Origin of the sequence: Sphingomonas sp. NIBR02145 (genome assembly GCF_027359115.1) — a bacterium.
GTDB classification, from domain to species: domain Bacteria; phylum Pseudomonadota; class Alphaproteobacteria; order Sphingomonadales; family Sphingomonadaceae; genus Sphingomonas; species Sphingomonas kyeonggiensis_A.
Genome location: NZ_CP114791.1, coordinates 2698142 through 2715070 on the forward strand (window position 1 = coordinate 2698142; position 16929 = coordinate 2715070).

Annotated in this window: 22 protein-coding genes; 18 read left to right on the forward strand and 4 right to left on the reverse strand. The window is 66.7% G+C overall.

Going from position 1 to position 16929, the window contains the following annotated elements; all coding sequences use genetic code 11:
* Position 1: 1 nt before the first annotated feature.
* Complete coding sequence (locus tag O3305_RS11890) at positions 2-454, forward strand: vgr related protein (protein WP_269572761.1); 453 nt, start codon at positions 2-4, stop codon at positions 452-454.
* Here the strand turns inward: O3305_RS11890 and O3305_RS11895 are convergent.
* The gene (locus tag O3305_RS11895) at positions 451-2133 is read right to left on the reverse strand and encodes a hypothetical protein (RefSeq protein ID WP_269572762.1); all 1683 of its coding nucleotides are present in this window, start codon (positions 2131-2133) and stop codon (positions 451-453) included. The genes O3305_RS11890 and O3305_RS11895 overlap by 4 nt on opposite strands.
* Before the next feature lie 203 nt (positions 2134-2336).
* Here O3305_RS11895 and uvrA point away from each other — a divergent pair, with 203 nt between their 5' ends.
* Positions 2337-5288, forward strand: coding sequence for an excinuclease ABC subunit UvrA (uvrA, locus tag O3305_RS11900; protein WP_269572763.1), 2952 nt, complete (start codon positions 2337-2339; stop codon positions 5286-5288).
* Between the two features lie 106 nt (positions 5289-5394).
* On the opposite strand, the gene O3305_RS11905 is transcribed toward uvrA, so the two are convergent.
* Positions 5395-6075, reverse strand: coding sequence for a uracil-DNA glycosylase family protein (locus tag O3305_RS11905; RefSeq protein ID WP_269572764.1), 681 nt, complete (start codon positions 6073-6075; stop codon positions 5395-5397).
* A 78-nt stretch (positions 6076-6153) separates the two neighbouring features.
* On the opposite strand from O3305_RS11905, the gene O3305_RS11910 reads away from it, so the two are divergent.
* A complete protein-coding gene (locus O3305_RS11910) occupies positions 6154-6801 on the forward strand; it encodes a hypothetical protein (protein ID WP_269572765.1) in 648 nt (215 codons plus the stop codon).
* Here the strand turns inward: O3305_RS11910 and O3305_RS11915 are convergent.
* Complete coding sequence (locus tag O3305_RS11915) at positions 6764-7156, reverse strand: hypothetical protein (RefSeq protein WP_269572766.1); 393 nt, start codon at positions 7154-7156, stop codon at positions 6764-6766. The two genes, O3305_RS11910 and O3305_RS11915, sit on opposite strands and share 38 nt — an antisense overlap.
* Positions 7157-7397: 241 nt before the next feature.
* Here O3305_RS11915 and relB point away from each other — a divergent pair, with 241 nt between their 5' ends.
* The 11 genes from relB (at position 7398) to O3305_RS11970 (ending at position 12633) form a co-directional block, all read left to right on the forward strand.
* On the forward strand, positions 7398-7574 hold the full coding sequence (relB, locus tag O3305_RS11920) for a type II toxin-antitoxin system RelB family antitoxin (protein ID WP_269572767.1): 177 nt from the start codon (positions 7398-7400) through the stop codon (positions 7572-7574).
* Positions 7574-7846 carry a type II toxin-antitoxin system RelE/ParE family toxin gene (locus O3305_RS11925; protein WP_269572768.1) on the forward strand — a complete coding sequence of 91 codons (273 nt, stop codon included), beginning with the start codon at positions 7574-7576 and terminating at the stop codon, positions 7844-7846. Before relB ends, O3305_RS11925 begins: the two co-directional genes overlap by 1 nt.
* A 208-nt stretch (positions 7847-8054) precedes the next feature.
* A complete protein-coding gene (locus O3305_RS11930; protein ID WP_269572769.1) occupies positions 8055-9161 on the forward strand; it encodes a hypothetical protein in 1107 nt (368 codons plus the stop codon).
* Positions 9146-9592: a hypothetical protein gene (locus O3305_RS11935; RefSeq protein WP_269572770.1), complete on the forward strand. Its 447-nt coding sequence runs from the start codon at positions 9146-9148 to the stop codon at positions 9590-9592. The genes O3305_RS11930 and O3305_RS11935 overlap by 16 nt, the downstream gene beginning before the upstream one ends.
* A 180-nt stretch (positions 9593-9772) precedes the next feature.
* Complete coding sequence (locus O3305_RS11940; protein ID WP_184169071.1) at positions 9773-9985, forward strand: cold-shock protein; 213 nt, start codon at positions 9773-9775, stop codon at positions 9983-9985.
* A gap of 98 nt (positions 9986-10083) precedes the next feature.
* Positions 10084-10293 (forward strand): hypothetical protein, encoded by a 210-nt coding sequence (locus O3305_RS11945; RefSeq protein ID WP_184169072.1) that lies wholly within the window; start codon positions 10084-10086, stop codon positions 10291-10293.
* Positions 10290-10445, forward strand: coding sequence for a hypothetical protein (locus tag O3305_RS11950; protein ID WP_269572771.1), 156 nt, complete (start codon positions 10290-10292; stop codon positions 10443-10445). Before O3305_RS11945 ends, O3305_RS11950 begins: the two co-directional genes overlap by 4 nt.
* A 182-nt stretch (positions 10446-10627) precedes the next feature.
* Positions 10628-11161: a DUF3617 domain-containing protein gene (locus O3305_RS11955; protein ID WP_269572772.1), complete on the forward strand. Its 534-nt coding sequence runs from the start codon at positions 10628-10630 to the stop codon at positions 11159-11161.
* 92 nt (positions 11162-11253) lie between these two features.
* A complete protein-coding gene (locus O3305_RS11960) occupies positions 11254-11658 on the forward strand; it encodes a hypothetical protein (protein WP_269572773.1) in 405 nt (134 codons plus the stop codon).
* Positions 11659-11725: 67 nt separating this feature from the next.
* Positions 11726-12130 carry a glycine zipper 2TM domain-containing protein gene (locus tag O3305_RS11965; RefSeq protein ID WP_184169076.1) on the forward strand — a complete coding sequence of 135 codons (405 nt, stop codon included), beginning with the start codon at positions 11726-11728 and terminating at the stop codon, positions 12128-12130.
* Positions 12131-12207: 77 nt separating this feature from the next.
* A complete protein-coding gene (locus O3305_RS11970) occupies positions 12208-12633 on the forward strand; it encodes an OsmC family protein (RefSeq protein WP_184169077.1) in 426 nt (141 codons plus the stop codon).
* Positions 12634-13759: 1126 nt separating this feature from the next.
* Here O3305_RS11970 and O3305_RS11975 read toward each other — a convergent pair.
* On the reverse strand, positions 13760-14197 hold the full coding sequence (locus O3305_RS11975; protein ID WP_269572774.1) for a cupin domain-containing protein: 438 nt from the start codon (positions 14195-14197) through the stop codon (positions 13760-13762).
* A gap of 106 nt (positions 14198-14303) precedes the next feature.
* On the opposite strand from O3305_RS11975, the gene O3305_RS11980 reads away from it, so the two are divergent.
* The 4 genes from O3305_RS11980 to O3305_RS11995 all read left to right on the forward strand — a co-directional run bounded on the left by O3305_RS11980 (position 14304) and on the right by O3305_RS11995 (position 16923).
* Positions 14304-14663, forward strand: a complete 360-nt coding sequence (locus tag O3305_RS11980) for a glycine zipper 2TM domain-containing protein (protein WP_269572775.1) — start codon at positions 14304-14306, stop codon at positions 14661-14663.
* Between the two features lie 102 nt (positions 14664-14765).
* Complete coding sequence (locus tag O3305_RS11985) at positions 14766-15941, forward strand: glycosyltransferase (protein WP_269572776.1); 1176 nt, start codon at positions 14766-14768, stop codon at positions 15939-15941.
* A gap of 62 nt (positions 15942-16003) precedes the next feature.
* Positions 16004-16162 (forward strand): hypothetical protein, encoded by a 159-nt coding sequence (locus O3305_RS11990; protein WP_184169081.1) that lies wholly within the window; start codon positions 16004-16006, stop codon positions 16160-16162.
* Positions 16163-16239: 77 nt separating this feature from the next.
* Positions 16240-16923 (forward strand): hypothetical protein, encoded by a 684-nt coding sequence (locus O3305_RS11995; RefSeq protein ID WP_269572777.1) that lies wholly within the window; start codon positions 16240-16242, stop codon positions 16921-16923.
* Positions 16924-16929: the final 6 nt, after the last annotated feature.

Here is a 16929-nt window from a genome sequence, read left to right on the forward strand (position 1 = left end):
GATGGCCCGATCCCGCCCCCTCACCCAAGGCGAAGCCGAGCTCGCCCGCAGCGTGTTCGGCGACGCGCTCGATCCCGCCCGGGCGGCGGTAGCGAACCGCAAATGGGCGTTCTTCCAGCCGCGGCACACCACCATGGCGCCGCTCGGCACGATCCATTTCAACCCGGCCTCGGGGCTCTACCGCGAGGATTTCGCGCATGCCCCGCTCGGGCTGCAGGGGCTGTTCATCCACGAACTCGCCCATGTCTGGCAGCACCAGTCGGGCCTGTTCCTGCCGCTCCAGCGCCATCCCTTCTGCCGCTATGACTATATCCTCGAGCCTGGCCGCCCCTTCGGGCGCTACGGCATCGAGCAGCAGGCCGAGATCGTCCGCCACGCCTTCCTGCTGCGGCGCGGCGCCGATCTCCCCGGCATCGCGCCGCTCAGCCTCTACGAAGCGCTGCTGCCCTTCTAGTCGACGCTCAGGTTCTTGTCGGGCAGCTTGGCCGGCCGCGGCGGCGCGGACCGGGGCGGCGGCGGCGAGGCGGTGCGCGGCGGCGGGGTATAGCTCGGGCGCGGCGCCGGAGCGGCCTGGGGCGGCGGGCTGTAGCTCGGGCGCGGCGCCGCGCTCGGCGTGGCCGGACGCTGCCATCCTTCCGGGCGCGAGGGCCGCGACCAGCTGGGCCGGCTCGGCGCATTGTCCGCTGCCGGAGGCGCCGCCGGCGCGGGAGCAGGCGTCGCACTCGGTGCCGAAGGCCGCTGCCAGCCGCCTTCGGGGCGATCGGGCCGGCTCCAGCCCCCTTCGGGCCGGGCAGGCCGGTTCCAGTTCGGCCGGGACGGCGCGGCATCCCCGGTCGAGGGCGTCGCCGGTGCCGGTGCCGGCGTCACCACCGGCGGGTTCGGCCGCTGCCAGCCGCCTTCGGGCCGCGAGGGTCGGTTCCAGCCCGGCCGGGAGGGCGCGGCGTCGCCGGTAGAGGGCGCGCCCGGTGCCGGCATGGGCGTCACCACCGGCGGATTGGGCCGCTGCCAGCCGCCCTCGGGGCGCGACGGCCGCGACCAGGTCGGATTGCCCGCGCCCGGCTGCGAAGGCCGCCGCCAGCCCGTGCCGCTGCCATCGGGCAGCGGGCGCGGCGGGCGCGTGGCATCGGGTGCCGGCGGCGTATCCGGCGCGACATCGCTCGGCGCCGGCAGGCTGGGCCGGCCGCGCCGCCAGCCCGGCGTGCCGTCGGGCCGGAAATTGTCGGGGCGCGTCACCGGCGGGCGGGGGCCGCCACCCGGTGCGTCGGGCGTGGTGCCGGGGCGCCCGCCCCAGCCCGGCCGGCCCGGCCGCCCGCCGCCCGGCGGACGCGACCAGCCCGATCCCGGCTGGTTCGGTCTTCCCGCCCCCGGCCGGCCCGGTCCGTCCGGCCGGTGGAAGCGGCCCGGCGGCGGGCCCTGGAAGCCGCCGTCGCGCCAGTGGCGGAAGCGCAGCGCCTGGTCGCGCCGGCGGCGCTGCTCGGCGTCGAAGCGCCGGCGCCACGCCGCCGCGTCGCTGCGCGCATGGTAGCGCGCCCAGCCGGGATAGCGGCTGCGGCCGATGTCCCAGCTCTGGATGAAGCTGAAGATCAGCGGGCTGGTATCGATCCAGACATCGGCATCGACCGGGCGATAGTCGCGCCCCGACATCGCGTCGCGCAGCCGCAGCGCGCGGTCGTACAGGTCGCCCGCGGCATCGTCATAATCGCCGAACTCGCCGCGCGGCGCCGCCTCGCCATCGGCGTCATAGACCATCGCCAGCCGCCCGCTCTCATAGGCGAAGCTCATCCCCGGCTCGACCGCCAGGAACGGCCCGCGCGCGCCCGGCGCGAAATAATAGCTGCGGATGCCGCCCTCGCCCGCATCCTCGACGATGATCGTATAGCCGTCGGTCGTCTGCCAGGCCCAGGGCTCGGCGCCTTCGAAGGGAAAGGCGAAGTCGGGCGGCGAGTCGCCGATCGCGTCCCACAGCGCATCGGCGCGGTCGATCCATTGATAGTCCTCGGCGGACTGGGGTCCGGACTGAGGGCCGGCCTGTGCCGCCGCCTTCGCAACCGGCACCGCCGCCATCGCCAGGCCGGGCATGGCCAACGCCACGCCCGCCAGCATACCCAGCCGGAACATCCTCTCGAACCGCATCGCCCATCCCTCCTGCATGTCCGCGCAAATTTCCACCCCGGGCGCTGAACGGCGGGTGAAATGTACGTGCAGCTTTGCGAAAGGAAACGGAGAACGCGCGATGCACCCCGCCATCCCAAGCAACACCGGCAACTGGCGCTTTGTGCCGGGCGTTCCTATCTCCCCACTAGAAACCCCAACAGAACAAAGCTAGAACCCTCGGCATGGCACTTACCACCATTTCCGTCCGCGGCGCGCGCGAGCACAATCTCAAGGGCGTGGACGTCGATATCCCGCGCGACACGCTCACGGTGATCACCGGCCTGTCCGGCTCGGGCAAGTCGAGCCTCGCGTTCGACACCATCTATGCCGAGGGCCAGCGCCGCTATGTCGAGTCGCTCTCGGCCTATGCCCGCCAGTTCCTCGAGCTGATGCAGAAGCCGAACGTCGAGCATATCGAGGGCCTCAGCCCTGCCATTTCGATCGAGCAGAAGACGACCTCGCGCAATCCGCGCTCGACGGTCGCCACGGTCACCGAGATCTACGATTACATGCGCCTGCTCTGGGCGCGCGTCGGCGTGCCCTATTCTCCGGTCACCGGCCTGCCGATCAGCGCGCAGACCGTGTCGCAGATGGTCGACCGCGTCCTCGCGCTGCCCGAGGGCACCCGCCTGCTCCTCCTCGCTCCCGTCGTGCGCGGCCGCAAGGGCGAGTATCGCAAGGAGCTTGCCGAGTGGCAGCGCGCCGGCTTCCAGCGCGTCCGCATCGACGGCGAGACCTATCTGATCGAGGAAGCCCCCGCCCTCGACAAGAAGTACAAGCACGACATCGAAGTGGTGGTCGACCGTCTGGTGGTGCGGGACGACATCGCCACCCGCCTTGCCGAGTCCTTCGAGACCGCGCTCAAGCTCGCCGAGGGCCTGGCGTACGTGGATCTGGTCGACGCGACCGTCGCCGAGGCCACCGGCGCCCGCGTGGCGGAGGCCCGGGCCGAGTTCAACGTCACCGGCGGCGCGATGAAGGGCACCGGCATCCCGGACAACCGCATCGTCTTCTCCGAGAAGTTCGCCTGCCCGGTCTCCGGCTTCACCATCCCCGAGATCGAGCCCCGCCTCTTCTCGTTCAACGCCCCCCAGGGCGCCTGCCCCACCTGTGACGGCCTGGGCGAGAAGCTGGTGTTCGACGAGGATCTCGTCGTCCCCAATCACGACCTGTCGATCAAGAAGGGCGCGGTCGTGCCCTGGGCCAAGTCCAACCCGCCCTCGCCCTATTACATGCAGGTGCTCGGCAGCCTCGCCCGCGAGTTCGGCTTCAGCCTCGACACGCCGTGGCGCGATCTGCCCGGCGAGGTCCAGCTGATCGTCCTCCACGGCACCGGCGGCAAGCCGGTCACCCTCACCTTCGTCGACGGCCGCAAGTCGTACGACGTGAAGAAGCCGTTCGAGGGCGTGATCGGCAACCTCAACCGCCGCATGCTGCAGACCGAGAGCGCGTTCATGCGCGAGGAGCTGGCCAAGTACCAGGCCGCGCACCCCTGCGAGGTCTGCCACGGCGCCCGCCTCAAGCCCGAGGCGCTGGCGGTGAAGATCGCCGGCGAGGACATCAGCCACGCCACCCGCCTCTCGGTGGTCGACGCGCTCGCCTGGTTCGAGAAGCTCCCCGCCACGCTCACCGATCAGCAGCGCGAGATCGCCCGCGCGATCCTCAAGGAGATCGACGAGCGGCTCGGCTTCCTCAACAATGTCGGGCTCGACTATCTCAACCTGAACCGCACCTCGGGCACCCTGTCCGGCGGCGAGAGCCAGCGCATCCGCCTCGCCAGCCAGATCGGCAGCGGCCTGTCCGGCGTGCTCTACGTGCTCGACGAGCCCTCGATCGGCCTCCACCAGCGCGACAACGACATGCTGCTCGCCACCCTCCGCCGCCTCCGCGACCTCGGCAACACCGTGATCGTCGTCGAGCATGACGAGGATGCGATCCGCAGCGCCGACTATATCCTCGACATGGGCCCGGGCGCCGGCGTCCATGGCGGCGAGATCGTCGCGCGCGGCACGCTCGACGAGATCCTCGCCACCAAGGGCTCGGTCACCGCCGATTATCTCAACGGCACCCGCGAGATCGAAGTCCCCAGGAAGCGCCGCAAGGGCACCGGCAAGAAGCTCACCGTCGAGAACGCCACCGCCAACAATCTGCGCGGCGTCACCGCGAGCATCCCGCTCGGCACCTTCACCTGCATCACCGGCGTCTCGGGCTCGGGCAAGTCGAGCTTCACGATCGACACGCTCTATGCCGCCGCCGCGCGCCAGCTCAACGGCGCCCGCCTGCTCGCCGGCAAGCATGACAAGATCACCGGCCTCCAGCACCTCGACAAGGTGATCGACATCGATCAGTCGCCGATCGGCCGCACCCCGCGCTCGAACCCGGCGACGTACACCGGCGCCTTCACCAGCATCCGCGACTGGTTCGCCGGCCTGCCCGAGGCGCAGGCGCGCGGCTACAAGCCCGGCCGCTTCAGCTTCAACGTCAAGGGCGGCCGCTGCGAGGCGTGCCAGGGCGACGGCGTGCTCAAGATCGAGATGCACTTCCTGCCCGACGTCTATGTCACCTGCGACGTTTGCCACGGCGCGCGCTACAATCGCGAGACCCTCGAAGTGAAGTTCAAGGGCAAGAGCATCGCCGATGTGCTCGACATGACGGTCGAGGACGCGGTCGAGTTCTTCAAGGCGGTCCCGCCGATCCGCGACAAGATGGCGATGCTCGCCGAGGTTGGCCTGGGCTATGTCAAGGTCGGCCAGCAGGCGACCACCCTGTCCGGCGGCGAGGCGCAGCGCGTCAAGCTCGCCAAGGAACTCGCCCGCCGCGCCACCGGCAACACGCTCTACATCCTCGACGAGCCCACGACGGGCCTCCATTTCGAGGACGTCCGGAAACTGCTGGAAGTGCTCCACGCGCTGGTCGAGCAGGGCAACACCGTGGTGGTGATCGAGCACAATCTCGACGTCATCAAGACCGCCGACTTCCTGCTCGACCTGGGCCCCGAAGGCGGCGTCAAGGGCGGCGAGATCGTCGCCCAGGGCACACCCGAAGAGGTGGTGAAGGAACCGCGGAGCTTCACGGGGAAGTATCTGGCGCCGTTGCTCAAGCAGAAGGCCAGGGAGCCCTTGGCGGCGGAGTAAGCTAGCCCCTCCCCGCGGCTCGTCGTGGGGAGGGCGTCTCTACCTGATAAGGTTCAAGAGGGGCGAGGCAGCCTAGCAGGCTGCCATTTAGGGCGCGGGAAGTAGCTTAATTTTGAAGCGCATCCCGGTACATATCCACATAATAATCCAGCTTCGCGCTATTGTACTGCATGACCCATCTCGGGTGTGGGAGATATTTAATGTCACGATAGCCGAACGGATAGCCATCCAGACCATCAAATGACTTCTTATTATCTCCAGATCCAAGCAAAACTGCGCGCCCGTTTGAAGGTATATTCTGAGAAATCCACTCCATATTTGATTTCACTGCACCATTAAGCTGCGATTTTACGTCATCCTCATAGTAATTTTTATAAGCATCCTCCTGCGTTACACTTAGGGGCATCACTGCCCAAGCGAACACCGCTGAGTAAAAACTCGTCGCCCCGCCCATTTTTTCTACAACGCTATAAAAAAACCTAGATGTAAGCTCCCTCGATTTCGAAAAATCATTATTAATCCCGCAAAAATTCTCCAACGCATACCCGTCGGTATAATTCACACCTGTCGAAGTATCGTTAATTTTGCTGGGATTTATACCAAGAATATGAATTCTATGATCTTGATCATTATAGAATTTTCTACAAAAATTCTCAATCGCTTCACGCCTAGAAGGCTCACTGAAGGGATTGTGGATTTGAATATGGTTACCAACGACCGTTGAAAACGGTGGATTTTCGTAAAATGCCATTACTTTTTCTGATATTTTCACGAACTTAGCTCCCACTATCCGCCGATATTAGCGCCCCCTTGACGAGTTGGACAGACTGCGGAAGGTGGAATTCCAAGGCCCAAGGAACGCGCAATGTCCGACGACGAGATCGTAACAAGCCAACTTGAGTTTTTCGCGAAAAATTCTTCAGGCTGCGCTTTCGCCGCAATGGCCGCTCGTGAACCGGAAAAGTATGAATGGGCCCACCAGATTGTGAACCAAGGCAGCCTGCCTGATTTGGATAGCATAATCGACAAGGCGATTGAGGATCCGGCGATCTCGACGCTATCGCTGGTATTTCCCCATGTGACAGACTTGGACGCTCTCAGTTCGCTGCTGCCCGCACTGCAGGGGGAGCGAATATATCTGCATGACTTACACGATACCGCCGAGAATAGATGCTACCGGTTCCGAGCCCGAATTGGCGAAGACGAGTCCTTCATTTCAGGCTTTGGCCCCTACGAGCACCTACCAATGACTCGCAGGACGCCGTACACATCTATTGTGATGAGGGTGAAGCCTCGACCGCACTACGAATGGCATATGCAACCCCCCGAGGAAGGCATCATTCACGTAGCGGATATGACAATGAAAGGCCTGCCAGGCCGAAACTTCAAGCGAATGTGGCGGAACACATTTTTGACCGTCGCAGGCATTCTCGGGCAGAAGCCGGACGACGAAAGTGCAGCAAAGACAACGTTTATTATGCCGTTAGATCGCGCGGCGCATATTTCTCTTTGATATGGCTCAGGATGGCGGTTCCCGACACCCCTATCTCGTCTGCGAGCTTCAAAGAATTTATTAGCCCGGCCGCAACAATCGCTTCCAGCGCATCAATCTTGGCAAATTTGCCATGATCCGCGTCTTCTACCCACGCAGCTAGGCGGCCAGCCGTCTTAGAAAAATGCAACGCGGAGTGCCGTATGCAAAATTCGACGGCGGTCGCTTCACTCTGGAAGCGCAACGATGGATATTGGACCTCAGTTACAGGCAGCAGGTCGCTCACAAGATCGATAAGCACATCAAGCGTGTCACCAGCCTTCTTATCATCAAACTCGGTGAACGCGTTCATCTCGTAGCCATCGTTGTGAGACATCGAACCTACCCCTCGGCTCGCGTGGTCATGATCGTGAGTCATGTCCATTAAACGCGGGATATGACCTTGGTAGCCGTAGGGCAATAACGGATTTCGCCGGAGCGGGGGAAAATACGGACAGTCTCCTGACGCGCCCCGTTGCACCATCTTGAAAAGTTGGCCTGAACTGACCTTCTCCATTCCGGACAAGGTTCCGCTTGCCCGCCTTCCCCCACCCTCCGCGAACCGCTATATTCCCCGCATGGCAAAGCTCTCGCCCATCGTCTCGGAATTCGCCTCCACCGAGGAGGAGGAAGCCTATGATGCGTGGTTCCGCGCCAAGGTCGAAGCCCGGCTGGCAGACAAGGCGCCCGGCATCCCGCATGAAGAAGTCATGGCAAGGATGCAGGCCATCCTCGATCGTCACGCGCAAGACTGATGCTCCCGCACCTCTGGCACCCTGAGGCGCTGGAGGATCTTGAGACCGTCATCGATTTCATCGAAGCACGTAACCCGTCAGCCGCGCGGCGGATCGGCGATGCCATCCGCAGCACCGCGGACCAGTTGCCCGCGCATTCCCATGCCTATCGGCCCGGCCGTGTTCCCGGCACCCGCGAGGCGGTTGTCCATCCCAACTACATCCTGATCTATCGCGTCGCCGAGATCATCGAGGTGATGGCCGTCTTCCACGCCCGCCAGCTTTATCCCTAGCACCCCCTTCGCTTCCCCGGCGAACGCCGGGGCCCAGGGTTTCTCTGCCGTCGCGCTTTGTTACCCTGGGCCCCGGCTTTCGCCGGGGAACAACAGTGCCAGCGCAACACGCCAACAGAAAAGAACAAACCATAAACAAATCGCTGTCCTACAGCCCCCATTCCAGCATATCTGGCCAGTCCTCAACCAAGCACAGAGAGGACCAGCCATGACCAAGCACCAGGAATTCCTGCCGCCCTATGGCGATCCGGACGTGATCGCCCTGCCCGTCGACGAGTACACCAAGTCTCCCTCGCAGCGGATTTCCGGCTGGTCCGGCGCCAGCCAGGCGACTTTCCTGCGCGCGATCGCGGAAGGGGCCACGGTCGGCCAGGCGTGCCGGCTGGTCGGGCTCAGCCAGCAATCGGCCTATGCCTTCCGCCTCTCCACGCGCGGCGCGCAGTTCAGGCTCGGCTGGGAAGCCGCCGCGCTCCACGCCCGCAGCGTGCTGGCCGATGCGCTGATGGAGCGCGCGCTCCACGGCAATATCGAGACGATCACCCGCCCCGATGGCAGCGAGGTCGAGCGCCACCGCTTCGACAACCGGCTCGGCATGGCGATGCTCAGCCGGCTCGATCGCCTGGCCGACAAGGCGGCGCGGGAAACCACCCATGCCGCCGCTCGCCTCGTCGCGCAGGAGCTCGATGCCTATCTCGAGCTGCTTGGCCAGGATGCCGGCCCGGCGCGCGCCGGCCTGTTCCTCGCGCGGCGGATCGAGCCGGCCGGCGAGGACGACCTTGCGCCGATCCGCACCCTCGCCCGCGCCGATCGCTGGCTGCGCACCCACACCGACCTTGCCGAGCCGCTGGCCGATCTCGATCCCGCCGCCCGCGACCAATGGTCCGCCGCCGACTGGGCCCGCGCCGAAGCCGCCGGGCTGGTCGAGATCGCCCCCGCGCCCGCACGCATGGAGACTCAAGCGATTCAAGATTTCCCCGAGGCCCCCGACACGCCCGAGGACGACCCCCGCGTCTGGTGGGACGGCGGCGACGAGAAGTGGCGCACCGATTTCCCGCCGCCCGCCGATTTCCACGGCGAGGAGGACGGCAGCTATGGCGACGACGATTACTCCCGCGAGCTGACCGTCGAGGAAGAGGAACTGGTCGAGGCACCGCGCCTGGCCGAGATCGCGGCGCAGCGCGTGGCCGAAGGCGCAGCCCGGGATCGCTGGTTCGCCGTGCTCGCCACGCCGCATGTGCATGCCTCTGGCGCCGCCGCCGTCACCGGCTACACTGGCCCCGGGGAAGAGGGGACAGGCGCATGCCCGAGCAGCTGACACCGGAGGATCTCGAGCGCATCGCGCGGATCGAGGCGGAGACCGCGGCGCGGGCGGCGCGCGAGAATGAGGGGATCGCCGGCGCAAAGGTCATGTACGCGGTGATCTGCTTCGTCTTCTGCTTCCCCTTCCTGATCTATCCGCTGCTGGCGATCTGGCTCGGCCATCTGCCGGCACGCTTCACCGCCTGGATCTGGCCGGCGATGCCGTTCGTGATGGTGGCGCTCGTCCTGGCCGCGGGCATCTGGCTGCGCGGCCGGCTCACGCTGCCCAATGGCTGGGAGTTCGAGGGACGACGGCTGCGTATCCTGCTGGTGGCGGCGGTGCTGGCGCCCTTGGTGCTCAGCCTCGCCTGGGAACTGCTCAAGGGGCCGTTCTGGGCGCTGGTACAGTCCAATCCCTTCCTCGCGGAAATGCTCGACGGCTATTGAGCATGGCACGGGGAAGAAAAAGCCACCCCTTGTATTGCGGCGCCGGCACCCCATCTAACATCTGCTACAGTCGCACATCGACGGTTTTCGGCGCTTTGCGGCCCCTCTTCCTTCCTTCTGCCCCTTGCAGCGCGAGGTCCGCTCGCACTGGGCGCGGCCGATAACACAAGGAAGAATCGCATGAGCCACACCGGAACCGTCAAGTTCTTCGACGCAGTCAAGGGCTTCGGCTTCATTACGCCGGACGGCGGGAACCAGGACCATTTCGTCCATATCTCCGCCGTCGAGCGTTCGGGCCTGGGCACGCTCAGCCAGAACCAGCGCGTGAACTATGAGCTGGAGAACGACAAGCGCGGCCGGGCATCGGCAGCGAACCTGTCGCCGGCTGAATAACGGACACCGAACAGGCGGCCTCGGCCGTCCGGCGGCGTCCCCAAAGTCCCCCTTTAGGGGGCGCCGCCACCCCACGTCCTCTCTTGGAGAACGCACAAGTGGCAAACCAACCCGATTACCGGGCTCAGGCGGCGAAATGCCGTGCCGAGGCCGAGGCAGCGACGCTCGACAATGTCCGCGAACAGCGGCTGCGGGCAGAGGCGGCCTGGCTCGATATGGCGCTCCGCCAGGAACAGGTCGCCCGCTCGCGCATTGCACGAGAGGCGGCAAGTCCGGCCGTCCAGACAATAACACAGGAAACTACATGAACTTTTTCAATCGCGTACACGAAACTCAGATTACCCGCGGTGCGAGCAAGCCTTTCGAGGCCTTTGTCCCGCTCCACCGCCGTCTCTTCCCCCTCGATGCCAGGCGTCAGCGCGCCATTGCCCGCGCCGCTGTGCTCGAGGTGCTCGGCTAACCAGGCCGGCATTTTCCGGGGCCTTCGACCGGCCCCGCCCAGCATTCGCTTCGTCCCCGGCGCATCCGCCCGTCCGGTCTCAGACCGCGACCAGCCGAGCGCAGCGGTGGTTCGCTCCCGTCCCCATGGCGCCTATGTTCCGGCCCGGGGCGGGGCAAATCCTAAGCAACAAGGGGATGTCCATGAAGCGTATCGCTGTTCTGCTGCCGGTGATCCTGGCAGCCTGCAATTCCGGTCCCAGCGTCACCGCAACCAATGCCTCGGTCGAGGAAGTCTCGAACAAGGTGGCGGCGGCGCAAGGGTCCGGCAATTTCATCCGGCCGGGCCAGTGGACCAGCAAGGCCAAGGTCAATCTCGAGATGCCGGGCATGGACAAGATGCCGCCCGAGACCGTGCAGAAGATGAAGGAAGCGGCCAGCAAGGGCGTCGAGGCGACGACCTGCGTCACCGAAGCCGATGTGAAGTCGCCCAAGGCGGGGATGTTCGGCGGCGACAAGAGCTGCCGCTACGACCATTACACCATGTCCGGCGGCACCATCGACGCCAAGCTGACCTGCGAGGCGCAGGGCCAGAAGCGGGTGATGACGGTCAAGGGCACCTATTCGGCCGACAGCTACCACATCGAATCCACGGCGGAGGCCGGCCCGATGGGCAAGATGTCGTCGACCATCGACGCCAAGCGCACCGGCGAGTGCACGGGCAAGGAGAAGAGCTGAGCGGAGATCTTGGTTTGGGTCGGCGGGACCTCGGAACAGTCGCCCCGCCCGCCCGTTCTGGCCGAAACACTCTGAGGTAACGAGGAATTTCAATGGCCACCCCCCGCAAGCCGAGCAGCAATCCGACGCCAGCCAAGCGCACTCCGGCGAAGCGCGGCACCACCGCCGCCGCCAAGAAGCCCGCGGCCCGCAAGGCCAAGGCCCCGGCGGCGAAGGCGCCGGCACCGGCGCCCCGCTCGGCCCACACCGCCGGCATCGCCGCCATCGGCGCGCTCGCCGTCACGGTGCTGGGAGCAGCCGCCTTCGGGGCCTGGCGCATCTTCCGCCGTCCAAGCGAGGGCATCGTTCCGACGGACCTGCTCGGCGACACGCATCCCGACGGGTCGGAGCGGGCCATCGACGCCTTCCGCCCCGATCCCACCGCTCCGGTGCCGGCCTCGGAGCGCGAGCAGTTCCGCCCTGCCCTGGCTACCGCCGGGATGGACGTAAACTCATGATGCAGGCGAAACTTTTCTGCCTTCCCGTGCATTCCGCAAGCGAGCGGGTTCATGGAGGAGAGACAAGATGCGCACCCTGATCCTCGGCCTCGCCGCGGCGACGGCGCTGGCCGGCTGCACCGAATATGGCGCCGGCCCCGGCAGCGGTTATTCTGGCTATCGGGACTATGACTATAACCGCCCGGACCCCGCCTATAACGGCTATTATGCCGACCGCTATTACCGCGAGGGCCGCAACTATCGCGAGCAGCGACTGAGCCGGAATGACCGGGTCTATCGGGGCCAGGACGGCCGCTATTATTGCCGCCGCTCGGACGGCACCACCGGCCTGGTGGTCGGCGCGGCGGCCGGTGGCGTGCTCGGCGCGATCATTGCCCCCGGTGGCTCGGAAGTGCTCGGCGCACTGATCGGCGCGGCGGCCGGCGGCGCGGTCGGCACCTCGGTCGACAAGGGCGAGGTCCGCTGCCGCTGATTACTCGAAAGGGTAGCCTTCAAGCCGGGCCCCCGACGCCCTAGATTGGGGGTCCGGCCAAGAGGGAGACCGAGAAGATGACGACCCGTACCGCGACTGCCCGCTACGAAGGCTTCGGCAAGGAAGGCAAGGGCCACATCACCACCCAGTCCGGGGTGCTGACCGACCAGTTCTACGGCTTCAACACGCGTTTCGGCGATGAACCCGGCACCAATCCGGAAGAACTCGTCGCCGCTGCCCATGCCGGCTGCTTCACCATGGCGCTCAGCTTCGCTTTGGCCCGGGCCGGGTTCAGCGAAGGCTCGCTGGAGACCAGCGCCGCTGTGAAGCTCGAGCAGGATGGCGACGGCTTCACCATCACCCGCTCGGACCTGACGCTCAAGGCCAGCGTCCCGGGCCTGGCCCAGGAACAGTTCGAGGCCCTGGCCGCCGGCGCCCATGCCAATTGCCCGGTCTCCAAGCTGCTCAAGGCCGAGAGCAAGCTCGACGCTACCCTGGTCTGATCGAGCCCCTTGCAATGTAGGATTTCGGCTGCTCCACCATGGCGGTGGAGCAGTCGGTCCGATCTCATTCCCTGGGCTTCTGCACGAGGCGGACGCGACGTCGGCGTGCCGATACCCGTTCACCGGCGAAAGCGGAGGCCAAGGGTTTCTCTGCCGTATCGCTTGTGACTCTGGGGCCCGGCTTTCGCCGGGGAACGGGGACACATGGGGGCGCAGCGCCAGCCGCGCGCAAATCCAGGATCGGCGCCCTTCGCCAAACGCAAAAGGGGCCCGGCATTGCTGCCAGGCCCCGTGTCGCCGGACTGCTGCCGTGGACCCGGACGGATCTTCGGCATGGTTTCGGCGGCTCCTCGGCCCGCGCCGGCAAGGGCAAGCGAGCTTCGGTCCGGTCGTCGAGGCTGGCCGTTCTCCACGCGTCCCGAGGGAAGCGCTGCGGTTACCAGCCTCGGCGGCCCGCTTCGTCTCTCCGGCCGGGACCGGAAATCGGAAGCAATGTTCGGATGCTGTTGCTCCGCTCGATCCGCTCCGTCCTTCCACCCTGCTTGCGCAGGACTTCCGGCTGGCCAAATCTCCCGGCGGTCCGTTCCTTCGTTCCCGGATCCGGCCGCTTGCGCGCCCATCCCCGCGAACCAGGGTTCCGCACCCTTTCCGTATCGCCCGTCCGCATCGGGCCATGCTTGCGCACCGCCTTCCGCTTCCGCTTCCGCTCCGGAGCCCATTTGCATGGACCCGTCACTCGCACTTCCACCAGCACTCGCGTGCCGCTTTCCGTGCTTGCCTCCAGCCACACTTGCATGCCGCTCTCGGCTTCCACGACGCACCCTGCTTGCGCAGCATAGGTCGCTTCCCGGTCGATCCGGGCTCCGGCGTCCCTCAGGATCTTGGCAGCGCCTGGGCGGCACTTCGATCCTGCGACATTCCGGGGCTTCGCATCCCCGAGCCGTTCCCGAATGCGGTTTCCCGAAGGCACCTGCACCGTTTCCGGCCCGTGTAAGCTTCTGATCTTGCTTTGGTTTCCCGCCGCCGGACTGTTCCGCTTACAGTTATGATGGTGTCATCGAACCCGAGTCGCGCAAAGTGGAAAACAGGCCTGCAGACTTGTGCAAACTGTGGATAACGTGGACAACTAGGTCATATTATTACGCGGAGACCAGTTGGGAGGCGCCAATTCGAACCCGGCGAAATCGAAGCCTGGCACGACGATGCAGCTCACCAGCGCCCATCCATGTGGCGCTTCGGTCGCCTGCCAGCGACTCGCCGGGACCAGGCACTGGGGCGCATAGCCTTGGGTGGGGTCGCCGCCAAGCCGGGTCGTCACCGGATTCTCATCGGCGGCGTCGGCGATGTGGAGATCGAGCGGGCTGGCGGCGTGCCACAGCCACCATTCCTCGGCATCGACCCGGTGCCAGTGCGAGCGCTGCCCCTGCTCGAGCAGGAAATGGATGGAGGTTCCCCTGGACCGCCCATCGCTCCCGGGCGCGGCCCGCCAGGTCTCGCGGTACCAGCCACCCTCGGGATGCGGCATCAAACCGAGCTTTTCGATGATCGCCTTGGCGGGATCCATTGCCTTCCTTTCCGATGAACGGCACGTAGTTTTGCGTTCATGAAACCTGATCTGGATCAGGAACGTTACGTTGCCGGTTTATCCATAAGTGCAGCAGGAGTGAGACATGCGTAAACTGATTCTGGCGCTCGGCGCCCTTGCCGTGGCGGTGCCCACGGCCAGTGTCCTTCCCATCGCGGCCAATGCCGCACCGGCCGCCAAGGCCGGCATCGGCAGCGACTTCGCCCCGCAGCAGCGCTACCGCAAGCGCTACGCCTATCGCGAGTGGCAGGGCCGTGACGGCCGCCGCTATTGCCGCAAGCCCAATGGCACCACCGGCCTGGTGGTCGGCGGCGTGGCGGGCGCGCTGGTCGGCCGCACCATCGACACCCGCGGTGACCGGACCGTCGGCACGCTGCTCGGCGCCGCTGCCGGCGCAGTGGCTGGCCGCGAGATCGAGCGGAGCGGCGATCGCAAGTGCCGCTAAGCACCGTTTAGGAATGCGGGACGACCCGCCTGGCGAACGCGCCGGGCGGGTCGTTTTCGATGGGGACCGGCCTGTTAACCCCTGTCTGCTAGAGCGGGGGCCATGCTCCGCGTACTTGTCCTCTCCACGCTCTTCCCCGATGCGTCGCGTCCCAATTTCGGCATTTTCGTCGAGCGGCAAACGCTGTCGCTGGCCGAGCGGAGCGATGTCGAAGTCCGCGTCGTCGCGCCGCGGGGCCTGCCGCCCGGCCCGCTGGCCTGGCTCGGCCGCTATTCCCGCCTCGCTGCCCAGCCGGCCCGGGAGCAGTGGAAGGGGCTGACGGTCGACCGTCCCCGCTTTCTAAACCTGCCCGGCACCGGCGGCCGCTTCCACGCCCGTGCCATGGCAGCCGCGCTGACGCCGCTGTTGCGGGAGATTCGCAAGGACTTCCCCTTCGACGTGATCTCGGCCGAATTCTTCTTCCCCGACGGCCCTGCGGCCATCCTGCTCGGCCGCCGCTTCCATGTGCCCGTGTCGATCAAGGCGCGCGGATCGGACATGCATGACTGGGGCCGACGCCCCGGCATCGGCAAGCAGGTCATCGCCGCCGGCCAGGCAGCGGACGGCGTGCTCGCGGTCAGCGAAGCGATGCGCGACGACATGATCGCCATGGGGGTGCCGGGAGAGAAGATCGAGACGATCACCACCGGCGTGGACCTGACCCGCTTCACCCCTCGCGACCGCACCGAAGCCAAGGCGGCACTGGGCGTCTCCGGTCCCCTCGTCCTCTCGGTCGGCGCGCTGATCCCGATCAAGGGGCATGACATCGTCATCGACGCCATCGCCACCCTGCCCGGCGTCACCCTGTGGATCGCCGGCGAAGGCGGCGACCGCAAGCGGCTGGAGGCGCACGTCGACCGGCTGGGTCTGGGCGACCGGGTGAAGCTGCTCGGCTCCGTCCCGCCGGACCGCGTCGCCGCCGCGCTCGCCGCCGCCGACGCGATGGCCCTTGCCTCGGAGCGCGAGGGCCTGGCCAATGCCTGGCTCGAGGCGCTGGCGAGCGGCACGCCCGTCGTCATCCCCGATGTGGGGGGCGCCCGCCAGGTCGTGACCAGCCCGGTCGCCGGCCGGATCGTCGCACGCACCCCCGCCGCCTTCGCCAGCGCGCTTGGCGCGTTGATCGCCGCCCCGCCGCATGCCGCGGACACCCGCGCCATCGCTGCGCCCTTCACCTGGGCCGCCAACAGCGCCCGCCTCCACGCCTTTCTCCGTCGCCTCGCAGACCAGCGCGTCGCCTAGCGAGGGAACCGCCTTGCCGTGCCCACCGTTCGTGCCCGGGGCATGACGGAGAGAGAAAGACGATGAACCCCTTTCGTACCCTGCCCGAGCCTGCCGCCGATGCGCCGCCGCTCGTCTATTATATCCTGCCGCCCGAGCAGGATGCCGAGGCCCCGATCGGCCCCGGCGACCTGGAGATCGAATTCGAGTTCGAAGCCGATTCGGACGCCGATGACGAATGAGCCATTTCCGCGTTGACTAGCCCGCGCCGCTCCCTGACATTCATGACAGTCAAGTTACCAGCGGCGGAGACCGAGTGATGGCGGGCAAGAAGGACAAGAAGGCCGGCGAGACCAAGCCGGAGAAGAAGGGCTTTCTCCCGAAGAGCATCGCCGGGATGAAATTGCCCAAGGAGCTGCGCAAGCAGCTCGATGCGCTCGCGAAGCACCCTGTGGTGAACGACCTGCTCGCCGCGGGCCTCGTGGCGCTCGCCGCCAAGCTCAAGCCGAACGAGAAGGCGGAGCCGGCAGCGGAAGCCGCCCCGGCGCCCGCGCCCGAACCGGTCGCAGCGCCCGCACCGGCAGCAACTGCTGCCAAGCCGGTGGCGAAACGCGTGCGCAAGCCGGCGGGCACCGCCGCGAAGCCCGCTGCCAAGGCTCCCGCGAAGACCGAGGCCAAGCCTGCCGAAAAGGCACCCGCCAAGGCCCCGGCAAAGCCGGCCACCGCCAAGCCGGCAGCGGCGAAGGCCCCGGCCAAGCCCGCAGCCAAGGCTGCGACGGCCAAGGCACCCGCTGCCAAGCCCGAAGCGAAGCCGGCAGCGACCAAGACTGCGGCCAAGCCCAGGACGGCGACCGCCAAGCCGGCCCCCGCACCCGCTGCGACCGCGGAAGCGGAGAAGCCCGCGCCCAAGCCGCGCAAGCCCGCCGCCGCCAAGGCACCGGCCGCCACCCCGCGCGCCACGACGCGCCGCACCAAGTCGACATCGCCCAAGACGACGCGCTGATCGGCT